Source organism: Brevundimonas sp. Leaf168 (assembly GCF_001423685.1).
Classification (GTDB): Bacteria; Pseudomonadota; Alphaproteobacteria; order Caulobacterales; family Caulobacteraceae; genus Brevundimonas; species Brevundimonas vesicularis_C.
The window spans coordinates 732,467-748,748 of record NZ_LMOY01000001.1; the positions used below are offsets into that span (position 1 = coordinate 732,467).

The 16,282-nt window shown below is 64.4% G+C and carries 14 protein-coding genes; 10 read left to right on the top strand and 4 right to left on the bottom strand.

All coding sequences use genetic code 11. From position 1 onward, the window contains the following. Window positions 1-58 precede the first annotated feature (58 nt). Both ASF81_RS03635 and ASF81_RS03640 read left to right on the top strand, forming a co-directional pair. Window positions 59-3,130: a TonB-dependent receptor domain-containing protein gene (locus ASF81_RS03635; RefSeq protein WP_055804837.1), complete on the top strand. Its 3,072-nt coding sequence runs from the start codon at window positions 59-61 to the stop codon at window positions 3,128-3,130. 15 nt (window positions 3,131-3,145) lie between these two features. Beyond that, on the top strand, window positions 3,146-4,498 hold the full coding sequence (locus ASF81_RS03640) for a hypothetical protein (protein ID WP_055804840.1): 1,353 nt from the start codon (window positions 3,146-3,148) through the stop codon (window positions 4,496-4,498). 91 nt (window positions 4,499-4,589) lie between these two features. Here ASF81_RS03640 and ASF81_RS03645 read toward each other — a convergent pair whose 3' ends face one another. Next, a complete protein-coding gene (locus ASF81_RS03645; RefSeq protein ID WP_055804843.1) occupies window positions 4,590-5,942 on the bottom strand; it encodes an MFS transporter in 1,353 nt (450 codons plus the stop codon). A 210-nt stretch (window positions 5,943-6,152) separates the two neighbouring features. On the opposite strand from ASF81_RS03645, the gene cyoA reads away from it, so the two are divergent. From cyoA to ASF81_RS03680, 7 genes are all read left to right on the top strand, one after another. Beyond that, window positions 6,153-7,382 (top strand): ubiquinol oxidase subunit II, encoded by a 1,230-nt coding sequence (gene cyoA, locus ASF81_RS03650; RefSeq protein ID WP_055805419.1) that lies wholly within the window; start codon window positions 6,153-6,155, stop codon window positions 7,380-7,382. A gap of 13 nt (window positions 7,383-7,395) precedes the next feature. Then, the gene (gene cyoB / locus ASF81_RS03655) at window positions 7,396-9,399 is read left to right on the top strand and encodes a cytochrome o ubiquinol oxidase subunit I (protein WP_055804846.1); all 2,004 of its coding nucleotides are present in this window, start codon (window positions 7,396-7,398) and stop codon (window positions 9,397-9,399) included. Window positions 9,400-9,401: 2 nt separating this feature from the next. After that, the gene (cyoC, locus tag ASF81_RS03660; protein WP_039248366.1) at window positions 9,402-10,025 is read left to right on the top strand and encodes a cytochrome o ubiquinol oxidase subunit III; all 624 of its coding nucleotides are present in this window, start codon (window positions 9,402-9,404) and stop codon (window positions 10,023-10,025) included. Further along, window positions 10,022-10,417, top strand: coding sequence for a cytochrome o ubiquinol oxidase subunit IV (gene cyoD, locus ASF81_RS03665; RefSeq protein ID WP_039248364.1), 396 nt, complete (start codon window positions 10,022-10,024; stop codon window positions 10,415-10,417). The genes cyoC and cyoD overlap by 4 nt, the downstream gene beginning before the upstream one ends. A 67-nt stretch (window positions 10,418-10,484) precedes the next feature. Continuing rightward, complete coding sequence (locus ASF81_RS03670) at window positions 10,485-11,183, top strand: SURF1 family protein (protein WP_055804851.1); 699 nt, start codon at window positions 10,485-10,487, stop codon at window positions 11,181-11,183. Next, window positions 11,180-12,511, top strand: a complete 1,332-nt coding sequence (locus ASF81_RS03675; RefSeq protein ID WP_082503410.1) for an ATP-binding protein — start codon at window positions 11,180-11,182, stop codon at window positions 12,509-12,511. The genes ASF81_RS03670 and ASF81_RS03675 overlap by 4 nt, the downstream gene beginning before the upstream one ends. Beyond that, window positions 12,501-13,037 (top strand): response regulator transcription factor, encoded by a 537-nt coding sequence (locus tag ASF81_RS03680; protein WP_055804853.1) that lies wholly within the window; start codon window positions 12,501-12,503, stop codon window positions 13,035-13,037. The genes ASF81_RS03675 and ASF81_RS03680 overlap by 11 nt, the downstream gene beginning before the upstream one ends. Here the strand turns inward: ASF81_RS03680 and ASF81_RS03685 are convergent. Further along, entirely contained in the window at window positions 13,034-13,471 is a 438-nt protein-coding gene (locus ASF81_RS03685; RefSeq protein ID WP_055804856.1) for an HIT family protein, read from the bottom strand. The genes ASF81_RS03680 and ASF81_RS03685 overlap by 4 nt on opposite strands. Before the next feature lie 108 nt (window positions 13,472-13,579). Here ASF81_RS03685 and ASF81_RS03690 point away from each other — a divergent pair, with 108 nt between their 5' ends. Continuing rightward, complete coding sequence (locus ASF81_RS03690; protein ID WP_055804859.1) at window positions 13,580-13,939, top strand: phage holin family protein; 360 nt, start codon at window positions 13,580-13,582, stop codon at window positions 13,937-13,939. Window positions 13,940-14,557: 618 nt separating this feature from the next. Here ASF81_RS03690 and cobS read toward each other — a convergent pair. Together cobS and ASF81_RS03700 are read right to left on the bottom strand one after the other, a co-directional pair. After that, a complete protein-coding gene (cobS, locus tag ASF81_RS03695) occupies window positions 14,558-15,562 on the bottom strand; it encodes a cobaltochelatase subunit CobS (RefSeq protein ID WP_055804862.1) in 1,005 nt (334 codons plus the stop codon). 59 nt (window positions 15,563-15,621) lie between these two features. After that, entirely contained in the window at window positions 15,622-16,050 is a 429-nt protein-coding gene (locus ASF81_RS03700) for an organic hydroperoxide resistance protein (RefSeq protein WP_055804865.1), read from the bottom strand. Window positions 16,051-16,282: the final 232 nt, after the last annotated feature.

The window sequence follows — 16,282 nt, forward strand, 5'->3', positions numbered from 1 at the left end:
GAGAACGACTTTTGAAGGACGGGACCGACGACATAACGACGGCCCGGGAGGAGGAAACATGAAGATGCAATCCAAGTTCGCACTGATGGCGGGCGCGGCCTCGGCTGTCCTGCTGGTCTCGGCGGGAGCGGCTCTGGCTCAGGACGCCGCGCCTCAGTCGACGCCACCGCAGGAGGGCGAGGCGGCGCAGGTCGAGGACATCGTCGTCGTCGGCTCTCAGATCCGCGGCGCTTCCACCACGGCGGCTCTGCCGGTGACCGTCGTCACGCAGGAAGAAATCATCGCGACCGGCGCCGTCAGCGGCGATGATCTGCTGCGGTCCATTCCCCAGATGGGCGATGTGCTGTTCTCCAGCGCCAACAATCCTCAAACCTCGAACGCAGCGCGAGGCGACGTCAACTCGGTCAATCTGCGCTCGCTCGGGGTGGGCAACACCCTGGTGCTCTTGAACGGACGTCGGATCGTTCAGCACCCCACCAGCCAAGGGACGTCAGACACCGGCACGGTGCCCGTGCTCAGCTACAACTCCAACGCCATTCCGGTCTCGGGGTTGGAGCGGTTGGAAGTTCTGCTGGACGGCGCCGCCGCCATCTATGGCGCGGACGCTGTCGCAGGCGTCGTGAACACTGTGCTTCAGCAGGATTTCGATGGCTTGGAGATGAAGGCCCAATACGGCGGCGCGGAGGGCACGCATCGCCGAGAGTTCACCTTCGGGATGTTCGCAGGCAAGGATTTCGTGCGGGGCAATCTGTCGGGCTTCCTCGACTACACCAACCGCACCGCTCAGCAGGCCAGCGACGAACCCTATACCGCCTCGGACGACCGCCGCAGCCTGTTCGCCAACGTGCCGGGCTATGAGAATTCGACCGACACCGATGGGCGCTCTTCCTATACAGCCTGGGCCAACTTCCAGACGCCATTCCAGGTCCGTCGAGGCACGACGGCCCTGACGACCGGCGCCGGCGCCTTCCACAATCAGCCTTCCAGCTTCGGCTGCACCGCGCCGGTTGGGAGTGATGTTTGCCTGGCCAGCGGCAACATCAGCTACAGCGGCGCCGGCCGCGAGTTGCGCTACGACGGGGCGCGGGGCACCACGCAATCGCCGGACATCGAACGGTTGAACCTATTCGTTTCGGGGCGCTACGATCTCGACAACGGCGTCACGGCCTTTGGCGAACTCGGCTATTACACGGCGTCGACCCAAAACATTCAGCCGCCGACCATCCTGCTGAACCCGCTCTGGATCCCAGCCAGCAACTACTGGAATCCGTTTGGCCCCGTCACCTTTGCCGACGGCACGCGCAATCCCAATCGTCTCGCTGGCCTGACAAACGTCCCCACAGCCGGGACGGCCGTTAAGCTGGTTCGGTATCGCTTCAACGATCTGGGCGCCCAAGTGGTGGATGTCGACAACTGGCAGTCCCGATTCCTGGGCGGCCTGCGGGGCGAATGGCGCGGCTTCGATTGGGAAAGCGCGCTGCTGTATTCGGAAGCTGAGGCCACCGACAGCTCGAACGCCGTCAATCTGACCGCGCTTCAGGCCAATCTCGCCCTGTCGACGCCCGACGCCTACAATCCGTTCAGCGGCGGCTGTGTGAACGATACCAGCTTCGGCGATTGCACGCCCAGTTCTCAGGCCGCGATCGACGCCATCACGACCGACCTGACGCGGGTCTCCAAGACAACGCTGGCGCTGTGGGACTTCAAGCTCAGTCGTGCGGATGTCTTCGCGTTACCAGCCGGACCTGTCGGTATGGCCCTGGGCGTCGAGGCGCGTCGGGAAACTCAGCGTGACGACCGCGACGCCGATCTGGACGGCACCAACGTCTTCCGCGACAGCGTGTCGGGCGAGATCAGCCAGTCCAACATCGCCGCGGTTAGCTCCAACCCCGATACCTACGGTAAGCGCGAGGTTTATTCGGCCTATGTCGAGTTTGCCGTGCCCGTCGTGTCGCCGGAGATGAACATCCCGCTGGTTCGCAGTCTCGACTTCCAACTGGCCGGTCGATACGAGCACTATTCCGACTTCGGCGATGTGGCCAAGCCAAAGATCGCCATGGCCTGGGACTTGGTCGAAGGCGTGCGCGTCCGGGGCTCCTATTCCGAGGGTTTCCGCGCCCCGAACCTGGAACAGACCAACGCGGCGCAGTACGGGCGTCTATCGACCAATAACGATTACATCCGCTGCGAGGCCGATTTGCGCCTGGGTCGGATCACCAACTTCAACCAATGTTCGCAACCCGCCAGCGCCTCGCTGCTGGTGTCGGGCAATCCCGAGCTTCAGCCCGAGGAAAGCACCAACCAGTCCATAGGCCTGGTATTGCAGCCCTGGTTCATTCCCGAGCAGTTCGGCCGCTTCACCTTCACGCTCGACCGATGGAAGATCGAGCAGGAGAAGATCGTCGGTCTGCTGGGCGCGCAGTCGAACGTCGTGCTGGACTACCTAAACATCCTGAACGGCACCCGGAACGACAACGTGAACCGGGCGGCGGTGACGGCCGACGACATCGCTTTCTTCCAGGGCAGCGGGATCACTCCTGTCGGACAGATCGTTTCGGTCGAAGACCAGTTCATAAACCTGCTGCCACAGACGGTGGAGGGGCTCGACATCGGTCTTCAATGGCGGCTGCGCGGCACACCCTGGGGCAACTTCCGCGCCAGCGTGAATGCGGCGCATCTGACGAAGTTCGACCGTTCTCCCGGCCCCTTGGTCGAGTCGCTGTTCGCAGCGCGTGAAGCCGGCCAGATCAATGCGAACACGCCGCTGCCGATCTCTCAGACCCTGTTGGCTCGCAACGGCCGGCCGGAATGGCGGGTGACGGGCTCGTTCACCTGGTCGCAAGGGCCATGGCAGGTTGGCGCATTCACCCAATACAACAGCGCCGTCACCGAAACCGGCTTCCTCAGCGCCCAAGGCGATCCCTGGCAGGTCGATAGCCAGATCACCGGCAATCTGTATGGTCAGTATGAGTTCGGCGACAACGCCGGCTTTGCGTCCGGCACAACGGTTCGCCTGGGGGCGCGCAACATCACTGACGAGCAGCCGCCGTTGACTTCGTCGGGCTATCTGGGCGCGCTCTACAATCCCTACGGCCGCTACTGGTACGCCAACATCTCCAAGACGTTCTAAGAAAGGAGAGGCGCGATGGCCGACCGTATCGTTCGATCTCTGGGCGCGCTGGTCGCAGCTTGGGCCGGCATCGCGCCGATGGCGCAGGCGCAGGAAACGGACACTGCCGTCGCGGCGGCTGTCGATCCTGCACCCGCGCCAGCCGATTGCCCTGACTTCGTGCCGCAGCAGACGCGGTGCTGGTCGGGCAGGGCGGTTAAAGGCGGCTATTATTGGATCGCTGTGCCTAAGGACTGGAATGGCGCCCTGATCGTTCACGCGCATGGCGGACCCCGCACCAGCGCCCCAGAACCAAACGATCCGCTGGAGGACATGGAGCGGTTCTCCATGACGGTGAAGGAAGGTTTCGCCTGGGCGGGCTCGACCTACCGCCGTGGCGGCTATGGCGTACGAATGGCCGCGGAAGATACGGACGATCTGCGCCAGATTTTCTGGAACGCCTTCGGCAAGCCGCGTCGAACTCTGTTGCATGGCCAGTCCTGGGGCGGAAATGTCGCGGCCAAGACGGCTGAGCTCTACGCCCGCGATGCCGAGGGACAGGTCATGTGGGACGGCGTCGTCCTGACCAACGGCGTAATCGGCGGCGGGACCCGCACCTACCGCTTTCGCGCTGATCTGAGAGCGGTGTATCAGTTCTACTGCACTAACCATCCGCTTCCGAACGAGCCTCAGTATCCGCTGTGGCAGGGGCTACCGCTAGACAGCGATCTGACCCGGGCGCAGTTGGCGGAGCGGGTCAAAACCTGCACGGGCGTGGGCCTGCCGCTTGCTGAAAGGTCGGCTGAGCAGAAGCGCAATCTGGCGGATATCCTGGCCGTGACGGGCGTGAACGAGGAACAGTTGGTTCCGCATCTGGCCTGGGCGACCTTCCTGTTCCGCGACATGGTTTTGCGCCGTCTTGACGGGCTGAACCCCTTCGACAACAGCCATACGGTCTATCAGGGTTCGCACGACGATGAGGCGTTGAACGCTGGCGTTCAGCGGTTCGCGGCTGATCCTATGGGTGTGGCGCGCTTGGCTTACGACGCGGATCTCAGCGGTCTGATCGTGGCGCCGACGCTGACGATCCACGCCAAAAACGATGCGACAGCCTTCGTCTCCAACGACGCGCTTTACAGGGAGACGGTCGCCGCGGCGGGACGATCGGACCTATTGGTCCAGACGTTCACAGACGAGTCCGAACATAGCCGCCTATCGCCGCCAGAGTACGTCGGTCTTTTCCAGGCGATGATGCGCTGGCTGGACGAGGGCGTGAAGCCGACGCCCGCTGACGTTGCCACGCTGTGTCAGGTGGCGGCTTCACGCTACGAGGACGGCTGTCATTTCGACACCACCTTCAAGCCGTCGACGGACAGCCGCCCCAACTGAAGCTGCCGCTGCGCTTCACAGCGATCTGCTCCAACGCAACACGGCCCGCAGGCGATTGCGGGCCGTGTCTGTTTGTGGGTGACCTGAAAGATCAGGCCGTCTTGGCGCGGTCCTTGTCGGAGGAGCTGCGGGCCAGTTCGCGGTTTAGCCACAGGGCCACGAGGGTGCAGATGGCACCCGACAGCAGATAGGCGCCGGCGGCAATCAGGCCGAACTGGCTGGAGATCCACAGGGCCGCCAAGGGCGCAAAGCCCGCGCCGAATAGCCAGGCCAGGTCCGAGGTCAGGGCGGAGGAGGTATAGCGGTTCGTCAGGCTGAAGCTGGACGCCACGGGGCCAGAGGCCTGGCCGAACGACAGGCCCAGCAGGATGAAGCCGGAGATCATGAAGGTCAGCTCGCCGACCGGGCCGCCGTTCAGCAGTTGCGGCGCAAAGCCCGAAAAGGCGGCGATGCCGGCGGCCGTGATCGCCAGCAAGGTGCGGCGGCCGTAGCGGTCGGCCAGAATGCCCGACGCGAGGATGGCCAGCAGACCGAAGACCGCGCCCACCATCTCGATCAGCAGGAAGCGCACCGGCGTTTCCTTGGTGAACAGGAACACCCAAGACAGCGGGAAGACGGTGACCATGTGGAACATGGCGAAGCTGGCCAGCGGGGCGAAGGCGCCGATGGCGATCTTGGGGCCTTCGTCGCGCAGGGCCTGACTGATCGGCGTGGGCTGAAGCTCGCGCGTCTCGAACAACTTCTGGAAGGCCGGCGTCACCACGATGCGCAGGCGCGCGAACAGGGCCACGACGTTGATGGCGAAGGCCACGAAGAACGGATAGCGCCAGCCCCAGTCCAGGAAATCGGGCGCCGAGAGTGTGTTCAGGAAGAAGGCGAACAGGGCCGAGGCCACCAGCAGGCCGATGGGCGCGCCGAGTTGCGGGATCATGGCGTACCAACCGCGCTTCTTCTCGGGCGCGTTCAGCGCGAGGAGCGAGGCCAGACCGTCCCAGGTGCCGCCCAGGGCGACGCCCTGGCCGATACGGGTCAGGGCCAGCAGCACCGGCGCCCACATGCCGATACTCTCATATCCGGGGATGAAGGCCACAGACACGGTGGAGGTGCCCAGCAGCAGCAGGGCGGTCGTCAGCTTGGCGCCGCGTCCGAACTTGCGGTCGATGGCGATGAACAGGACGGTGCCCAGCGGCCGGGCCAGGAAAGCCAGGGCGAAGACGGCGAAGGAGAGCAGGGTGCCGCCCACCGCGCCGGCATAGGGGAAGATCAACTGCGGGAAAACGACCACCGAAGCGATGGCGTAAACAAAGAAGTCGAAAAACTCGGAAGTTCGGCCGATAATGACGCCGATGGCGATCTCGCCGGCGTCAACCTTGCCATGGCCCGTGTGAAGGGCGGCGGCGTCGCGTTCCAGCGACTCTGACGAAGGGGTCGTCGAGGCGGACATGGGCTTGGTCGCTCCGTGTGAGACTGAATTATCGGCCGTACGGCAGGTCGCCGCATTATGACCGGGCGCCCTTTGCGATGAAAGCGGCCTCGTGAGGATAGGACATATTGCCCAATGTCGTTCCTGATTGAGCTTGAGTATCCCGCCGCCTACGAACGCCAACCGTCGCGGCGCCTCCCCCTCGCCCGACGCTTTTCGATTGGATCCGCCTTGCGCCGTCTGCGCCTACTTTTGCTCGCGCCCGTCGTGGCCCTGCTGTCGGCCTGCAACCTGGTCGTCCTCAACCCTGCCGGCGACGTCGCGTCCCAGCAGGGCGATCTGCTGATGATCTCGACCCTGCTGATGCTGATCATCATCGTGCCGGTGATGGGTCTGATCGTCTTCTTCGCCTGGAAGTATCGGGCGTCGAACAAGGAGGCCGAGGCCGACTACCGTCCCGACTGGGACCACTCCACGTCGTTGGAGCTGGTCATCTGGGCCGCGCCGCTGATGATCATCATCTGCCTGGGCGCCCTGACCTGGGCCGGCACCCACCTGCTGGACCCCTATCGTCCGATCGACCGGATCAAGCCGGGCCAGGCCGTCGAGGAAAGCGTCGAGTCGTTGCAGGTCAATGTCGTCGCGCTCGACTGGAAGTGGATGTTCATCTACCCGCAGTACGGCGTCGCCACGGTCAATGAACTGGCCGCGCCGGTTGACCGTCCGATCCGTTTCCACATCACCTCGTCCTCGGTGATGAACAGCTTCTACATTCCCGCCCTGGCCGGTCAGATCTACGCCATGCCGGGCATGGAAACGAAGCTGCACGCCGTCATCAACCGTCCGGGCGAATACGAAGGCTTCTCGGCCAACTATTCCGGCGACGGCTTCTCGCACATGCGCTTCGCCTTCCACGGCCTGGATCAGTCCGGGTTCGACCAATGGATCGCCGGCGTGCGCCAGGGCGCCCAGACGCTGGACCGCGATCGCTATCTGGAGCTGGAAAAGCCCAGCGAGAAGGTGCCGGTCATGCGCTTCGGCGCCGTGGACGGCGCGCTGTGGGACGCGATCCTCAACATGTGCGTCGAGCCGGGCAAGATGTGCATGGGCGAGATGATGGCCATCGACAAACAGGGCGGCCTGTCCATGGCGTCGGTGCGCAACACCATGCCGCTGGTCTATGACAAATACGCCGGTCGCGGAAAATCGCCCGCCTACTTCGGCTCCAACGACAGCTACGTCATGACGATCTGCACCCCGCTGCAGGCCGAGGCGGCCGCCGCCGACCGCATGCGCCGCGCCGAGCTGGATACGGTCGCCGGACCGACCAGCCTGGAGCGCCTGACCGGGCAGGGGTTGTCGCCGGGTCAGACTCCGATGGCCTCGCTGACGACGCTGGCCCGCAATCCCTTCGCCACGGGGCCGGTTCCGACCGACGTCCGTTCCGCCCCCAACGCCTGAGCGAACACAGTCGATGAACGCTGATCAACTCATTCCGCTAATCTTCGGGCGCCTCACGCTTGAGGCTTTGCCGTTGCACGAGCCGATCCTGGTCGTGACCATGTCGGTCGTGCTGCTGGGCGGCCTCGCCCTGTTCGGCGCCCTGACCTATTTCAAGCTGTGGGGCTATCTCTGGAAGGAATGGTTCACCACCGTGGACCACAAGAAGATCGGGATCATGTACATGATCCTGGGTCTGATCATGTTCGTGCGCGGCTTCGCCGACGCCATCATGATGCGCCTGCAACAGGCGATGGCTTTCGGCGGGTCCGAGGGTTACCTGAACGCGCACCACTATGACCAGATCTTCACCGCCCACGGCGTGATCATGATCTTCTTCGTGGCCATGCCGCTGGTGACGGGCATCATGAACTATGTCGTGCCGTTGCAGATCGGCGCGCGCGACGTGTCCTTCCCCTTCCTGAACAACTTCAGCTTCTGGATGACCACGGCCGGCGCCATCATCGTCATGGCCTCGCTGTTCGTGGGCGAATTCGCGCGCACCGGTTGGCTGGCCTATCCGCCGCTGTCGGGCATTGGCTACAGCCCCGGCGTCGGCGTCGACTATTACATATGGGCCTTGCAGATCGCGGGGGTCGGGACGACGCTGTCCGGCATCAACCTGATCGCGACGATCGTGAAGATGCGTGCGCCCGGCATGGGCATGATGAAGATGCCGGTCTTCACCTGGACCTCGCTGTGCACCAACGTGCTGATCGTGGCGTCCTTCCCGGTCCTGACCGCCGTCCTGGCCCTGCTGACGCTGGACCGTTACGTCGGCACCAACTTCTTCACGAACGACTTCGGCGGCAACCCGATGATGTACGTGAACCTGATCTGGATCTGGGGTCACCCCGAGGTCTACATCCTGATCCTGCCGCTGTTCGGCGTCTTCTCGGAGATCGCCTCGACCTTCTCGGGCAAGAAGCTGTTCGGCTATACCTCCATGGTCTACGCCACGGTCGTCATCACGATCCTGTCCTACCTGGTCTGGCTGCACCACTTCTTCACTATGGGCTCGGGCGCCTCGGTGAACAGCTTCTTCGGCATCACGACGATGATCATCTCGATCCCGACGGGCGCGAAGATCTTCAACTGGCTGTTCACGATGTACCGCGGGCGCATCCGGTTCGAGCTGCCGATGATGTGGCTGGTCGCCTTCATGCTGACCTTCGTGATCGGCGGGATGACGGGCGTGCTGCTGGCGGTGCCGCCGGCCGACTTCGTGCTGCACAACTCGCTGTTCCTGGTGGCCCACTTCCACAACGTCATCATCGGCGGCGTGCTGTTCGGCCTGTTCGCGGCGATCAACTTCTGGTGGCCCAAGGCCTTCGGCTTCAAGCTGGACAAGAAGTGGGGCCTGATCAGCTTCTGGTGCTGGGTGCCCGGTTTCTGGCTGGCCTTCCTGCCGCTGTACGTGCTGGGCCTGATGGGCGTGACGCGCCGGATGCGGGTGTTCGACGATCCCTCGCTGCAAATCTGGTTCGTCATCGCCGCCATCGGCGCCGGCGTCATCGCGCTGGGCATCGCGGCCATGTTCATCCAGTTCGCGGTGTCGATCATCAACCGCGACAAGCTGCGCGACACGACGGGCGACCCGTGGGGCGGCCGCACGCTGGAGTGGGCGACGTCGTCGCCGCCGCCGGCCTACAACTTCGCCGCCACGCCCTACGTCCATGACGCCGACGCCTGGTGGGACATGAAGAAGCAGGGCTATCAACGTCCGCTGAGCGGCTACAAGGCGATCCACATGCCCTCGAACACCGGGGCGGGGATCATCATCTCGGGCCTGTGCCTGGTGATGGGTCTGGCCTTGATCTGGTATATCTGGTGGCTGGCCGCCATCAGCTTCATCGGGGTCATGGCCGTCTCAATCGGCCATACCTTCAACTACAAGCGCGACTACTACATCCCCGAGGATGAGGTCCGTGCGACAGAAGAGGCGCGCACCCGCGCCCTGGCCGGAACGGAGGCCTGATCATGAGCGCGACTGCGACCGAGATCGACCGGACCGTCTTCCACCTGGAAGAGGAGCCGCACCACGAGGAAGGCTCCAGCACCATGCTGGGCTTCTGGCTCTATCTGATGAGCGACTGCCTCATCTTTGCGATGCTGTTCGCCGTGTTCGGCGTGCTGGGCGGCAACTACGCCGCCGGGCCGGGGCCCAAGGAGCTGTTCGACCTGGAGCTGGTGGCGATCAACACCGCCATGCTGCTGTTCTCGTCGATCACCTATGGCTTCGCCATGCTGGCGATGGATCGGAACAACCAGCGTCAGACCCTGGTCTGGCTGGCGATCACCGGCCTGTTCGGCCTGGCCTTCCTGGGGATCGAACTCTACGAGTTCGCGCACCTGATCCATGAGGGCGCGACGCCGCAACGCAGCGCCTTCCTGTCGGCTTTCTTCACCCTGGTGGGCACTCACGGCCTGCACGTCACCTTCGGCATCATCTGGCTGGTGACGCTGATGGTTCAGGTCAGCATGAAGGGCCTGATCCCCGCCAACAAACGCCGCCTGATGTGCCTGTCGATGTTCTGGCACTTCCTGGACGTCATCTGGATCGGCGTCTTCACCTTCGTCTATCTGCTGGGCATGCTGCGATGAGCGCCGACAAGAACGACCATTCGCCGGAGTCTCACGAGACCGACCACCTGGGCCACGAGGGGCACAATCACGGCTCCTTCAAGAGCTACATGATCGGCTTCGTGCTGTCAGTGATCCTGACGGCCATCCCGTTCGCCCTGGTCATGACCGGCGTCCTGCCGACCCAGGCGACGGCCCTGATCGTCATGGGCTTCGCCGTGGTGCAGATCGTGGTGCACATGATCTACTTCCTGCACATGAACTCCAAGTCCGAGGGCGGCTGGATCATGCTGGCGCTGATCTTCACCATCATCGTGGTGGTCATCGCCCTGTCGGGTTCGCTGTGGGTCATGTACCACCTGAACACCAATATGATGCCCATGACGCACGACATGGCGCAGATGGGCGGCTGAGGTCGAGATCACGGACCCGTCCTCAGTGCCGGCCGGCGGCAAGGCCAGACGTTCGCTATCCTTCCGCATGGCGGTCGTGGTCGCGGGCCTGGCGCTGTTCGTCGGCTTTCTGGCGCTGGGCGGGTGGCAGGTTCAGCGCCTGGCCTGGAAGACCAATCTGATCGCCCAGGTCGATGCGCGCGTTCACGCGGCCGCCGTCCCAGCGCCTGGCCCGACCCAATGGGCCGGCGTGACGCGCGACAAGGATCAGTACCGCCGTGTCGTTGTTCGCGGTCGATTCCTGCACGACAAGGAAACTCTGGTTCAGGCGGTGACCGACGCCGGCGGCGGCTTCTGGGTCATGACGCCTCTGGTTGACGACCGGGGCTTCACCGTCCTGATCAATCGCGGCTTTGTGCCCGCTGGCCGACGCGATCCGGCCGTCCGCGCCGATGGTCAGGTCGACGGGCCGCAGAGTGTGACGGGACTGCTCCGGATCACCGAGCCCAAGGGCGGCTTCCTGCGCGCCAATGATCCGGCCGGTGATCGCTGGCGGTCTCGCGACGTCGCGGCGATCGTTGCGCGGCGCGGCCTGTCGACTGTCGCGCCCTATTTCATTGATGCGGACGCTAGTCCGAACCCCGGGGAATGGCCGCGCGGAGGACTGACGGTGATCCGGTTCGCCAACAGCCATCTGGTCTATGCCCTGACCTGGTTCGGCATGGCGCTGCTGACCTTGGTCGGTCTGTGGCTGTTCCTGCGCGACGGCAGGCGCAACCGGTCGTGACGACGACAACTGTACAGAGGCTGCTGGGCCTGGGGCTCAGAGGTGGTGTCGCAACCCACGGCGGGGCCAACCGCCGCAACATGCTGCTGCTGATCCAGTTGCGCTGGCTGGCGGTCGCCGGGCAGGTGGCGACGATCCTGCTGGTCCAGTACGTGATGCGGATCCCGCTGCCGGTGCTGTGGTTGCTGGCGGCGCCGGCGGGTCTGGTGCTGGTCAATCTGGTCAGTGCGCCGTTGACCGTGCGCCGGCAGGAGGTCGAGGATCAGGCGCTGATGATCGCCCTGTTGGCGGATGTGGCGGCCCTGACCTGGCTGCTGTTCCTGACCGGGGGCGCGGCCAATCCGTTCGTGGCGCTGTATCTGCTGCAAGTCGTTCTTGGGGCCGTGCTGCTGGCGCGGGTCTATGCTTGGGCGCTGATCGCTATCACCAGCCTGTGTTTCGCCGGGCTGGGCCTGCATTCCCGCCCGCTGAACCTGCCGCCGGCGCGCGAAGACTCACTGCTCAGCCTCTATCTCCAGGGCAGTCTGATCTGTTTTGTGCTGATGGCCGTGCTGCTGGTGTTGTTCGTCACACGGATCAGCCAGAACCTGCGCGAGCGCGACGCCTCTATGGCCGCCCTGCGCCAGCAGACGGCCGAGCATGATCATATCGTCCGCATGGGCCTGCTGGCGTCGGGCGCGGCCCACGAGCTGGGAACGCCGCTGGCTTCGCTGTCAGTGATCCTCAGCGATTGGAAGCGGATGCCGGCCCTGACCCAGGACGCCGACCTGGCCCAGGACATGACGGTGATGCGGGCCGAGGTCGAACGCTGCAAGGCCATCGTCACCGGCATCCTGATGTCGGCCGGAGAGGCAAGGGGACAGGCGCCTGAGCGCACCACATTGCGCGCCTTCGTCGCCGATGTGGTGGCCAGCTGGAGCGGCGACGGTGTGGCGGTGCAGATCCGCGATGAGCTGGCCCAGAACCCGTCGATCATCGCCGACCCGGCCCTGCGTCAGGTGCTGGGCGTGCTGTTCGACAATGCGGTCGAGGCCGGAGCGAGCCGCATCACCGTGACCACGACACGGACGGAAGAAGATTTCGGCATCGCGGTCCGCGACGACGGACCAGGCTTTCCGCCGGCGATCCTTCAGGCCTGGGGCAAGCCCTACAACTCCACCAAGCCCAGGCCCGGCGCGGGTCTCGGCCTCTTTCTGCTCATGAATGTGATCCGGTCGCTTGGCGGTCGGGTAGAAGCCTCCAATCCCCCGGCGGGCGGCGCAGAAGTGCGTCTGACCCTGCCGCTTTCGGCGTTGGCTCCGACAGACGAGATCGCGCATGACCGATGACGCCAGATTGCTGCTGATCGTCGAGGACGACGAATCGTTTTCGACCACCCTGCGACGCTCATTCGAACGGCGTGGCTACATGGTCGTCAGCGCCGCCAGTCCCGACCAGATGACCGAGGTTCTGAAGACGCATCGCCCCGGCTATGCGGTCGTCGATTTGAAGCTGGGCGGCCATTCCGGCCTGACCTGCGTCGAGGCCCTTCACGCCTTCGATCCCGAGATGAACATCGTCGTCCTGACCGGCTTCGCGAGCATCGCGACGGCGGTCGAGGCGATCAAGCTGGGCGCCCGGCACTATCTGGCCAAGCCCGCCAGCACCGATGACATCGAAACCGCGTTCGGCCGGGCGGACGGCGACGCCGAGACGCCGCTGGGCACGCGCCCCACCTCGATCAAGACGCTAGAATGGGAGCGGATCCACGAGACGCTGGTGGAGACCGACTTCAACATCTCAGAGGCGGCGCGCCGGCTGGGCATGCACCGCCGCACCCTGGCGCGAAAGCTGGAAAAGCGCCGCGTCACCTAGTCCAGTTCGGCCGCGATCCGGTCGGCCAGCGCTTGCAACGTCGCCGTATCCGCCATCGGCGCATGGCCGTGACCCTTCATCTCGCGATCGGCCCAGCGCGGCACGATATGGAAATGCAGATGGAAGACCGTCTGGCCGCCCGCCTCGCCATTGAACTGCAGGATCGACAGGCCTTCGGGCTTCAGCGCTTTCTCGACCGCCTTGGCCGTGCGTTGCAGGGCGGCGGTCATGCGGGCTAGCACCTCGGGCTCGATCTCCAGCAGATTACGCGCCTGGGACTGTTTGGCGATGATCAGGACGTGGCCTTCCGATTGGGGAAACACGTCCATGAAGGCCAGGACGTGGTCGTCCTCCCACACCTTCACCGACGGAATGTCGCCGCGCAGGATCTTGGCGAAGATGTTGTTGGTGTCATAGGCGCCGTGCAGGCTCATGGGCGGTCTCCGTGCGGTTCGAACCTTCGATAGCAGCGCCGTCCGCGAACGGGGAGCCTTCGTCCACCTCGTGCATTATGGTCACGCTTAAACGTCACGAGGGCCGTCATGATCCGTTTCATCATCCAGGCGCTGGTAACCATGGCGGGGCTTTGGCTGTCCGCCCGGATCGTGCCGGGCGTGGATTTCACCAGCACCGGATCGCTGATCGCGGCCGCCATCATTTTAGGTCTAGTCAACGCCTTCGTGCGGCCGATCCTGGTCGTGCTGACCTTCCCGATCACCGTGGTGACCCTGGGATTGTTCCTGTTGGTCGTAAACGCCGCCATGATTGGACTAACCTCCGTCTTCCTGGACGGCTTCCGGGTCGACGGCCTGTGGGCCGGCATCGGCGCCGCCATCGTGACCGGCGTCGTCAGCTGGATCGCCGGCGCCTTCATCGCCGGCGGTGAAGAGGCGCGGGGCTGACTTCTTCAAAAGCTCGACGAGGTGATGCGAGCCCAAGACGATTCAACACCTTAGTTTGGCCGGTCTGCGCTCGCTTCCTGACGCCTGCGGAAAAGCATGTCTGTCGTCGCTCGGGCCCTTTGCTCGATAAGTCGCTGACGGTCGGGATCGGGGTGGGGCTCCTGCGTGGTCGCCCAGCGTGCTCCGGCCGGCGCCGCCAAATCACGGCATACGCTCAGCGCAAGGCCCCGCTGGTAGGCGTTTGCATTACGCTTTCGGCGATCGGCTTCCCCAGTGACACTGGCCGTTTCGACGGGCGTGAACGTATTTGACTTCCATTGCGCCGGCGGGACCGGCACGGGGCGACCGTTTTCGATGATCCGAATGGAGCTGGGCTCTTCCCAGATCGTGTAGGCCGCAAATGGCTCGATCGTGTCCGCGTACCGCACAAGACCACAAATAACCCGTCCGCCGTTTCGAACGTCACGAGCAGTGTGCTCGAGGATGACTGCGGAAGGTCGCTTTTCGAAGACTGTCTGAAGGATGGCCTCGTCCGATGGTCGGGGCGGACGAGCGGTCTCCGTAGCCGAAGCCTGGCCAGCCATGATCACGATAGACATCGCCGCCAGAAACATAGGCTTATCCCACCTTCACCCGCGTCGCCGCCTCGGGCAGATCCTCGCCGAAGGCGCGCTGGTAGAACTCAGCGATGGTCGGGCGTTCCAGCTCGTCGCACTTGTTCAGGAAGGTCAGGCGGAAGCTGAGGCCCAGGTCATCGTTGAAGATCTGGGCGTTCTGGGCCCAGGTGATGACGGTGCGGGGCGACATGACGGTCGAGATGTCGCCGTTCATGAAGGCGTTGCGGGTCATGTCGGCGACGCGGACCATGGCGGCGATGCGGCGGCGGCCCTCGGCGTCCTTCCACTCGGGAACCTTGGCGGCGACGATCTCGGCTTCCACGTCGTGATCGAGATAGTTCAGCGTGGTGACGATGTTCCAGCGATCCAGCTGGGCCTGATTGATCTGCTGCGCGCCGTGATACAGGCCCGTGGTGTCGCCCAGGCCGATGGTGTTGGTCGTGGCGAACAGGCGGAAATAGCGGTGCGGGCGGATGACGCGGTTCTGGTCCAGCAGGGTCAGGCGACCCTGGGCCTCCAGCACGCGCTGGATCACGAACATCACGTCGGGCCGGCCGGCGTCGTATTCGTCGAAGACCAGGGCGATGGGGCGTTGCAGCGACCAGGGCAGGATGCCCTCGCGGAACTCGGTGATCTGCTTGCTGTCCTTCAGGACGATGGCGTCCTTGCCGATCAGGTCGATCCGGCTGACGTGGCTGTCCAGGTTCACGCGAACCAGCGGCCAGTTCAGGCGGGCGGCGACCTGTTCGATGTGGGTAGATTTGCCGGTGCCGTGATAGCCCTGAACCATCACGCGGCGGTCGAAGGCGAAGCCGGCGCAGATGGCGATCGTCGTCTGGGGATCGAAGCGATAGGCCTCGTCGATCTCGGGCACATGGCTGTCGCGCTCGTCGAAGGCGGGCACGGTCATGTCGCTGTCCACGCCGAAGGCTTCGCGCAGGGTCACGCGGCGATGCGGTTCGAGCGTCAGCAGGGGATCGGGGGAGGCGTCGAGCGGGGAGGTCATGGACCTCATCTAGAGGCGCCGCGCGCGCGGCTCAACACGCGCGCGGCCCTCGGCGTCGGTTATTTCGCGCTCAGGCGAACATCGACGTTGTTGCGAGTGGCGTTGGAGTAGGGGCAGACTTGGTGCGCCTTCTCGATCAGGTCGTCGATGACGGCCTGGTCCAGCCCGTGGTCGGTCACGGTCAGGTCGACATCCAGGTTGAAGCCATCACCCTTGGTGTTCTTGCCGAAGCCGACACCGGCGGTGACCTTGGTGTCGGGGCTGACGGGCGTGCCGGCCTTGCCGCTGACCAGACGCAGCGCGCCGAGGTAGCAGGCGGCGTATCCGGTGGCGAACAACTGCTCAGGATTGGTGCCGTCGCCGCCCTTGCCGCCCATCTCGGTTGGCGTGGACAGTTTGACGTCGATCTTACCGTCGTCGGTGGCCGAACGGCCGTCCTCACGGCCTCCGCCCGATGCCGTCGATTGGGCGCGATACAGAACTTCCATGGCAGGCTCCTTGGGTTGGGATGCTTGAGATGGGAGCTTAACGGCGAACGGGAAGGGGGCGTTGCATCGCGGCTAGAGCCTGATCCGCTTGAGTTGAAGCGCTTCGCGCTTCGACGTAGCGGTGAATCAGGCCCCAGGTCCTTGATCGGCTGGGGRGGAATCGCGGAGCGATTCCYCCCCAGCCGATCAAGGTCTAGCCATCGGCGGGCGACGCGGGCTAAAGCACCTGCTG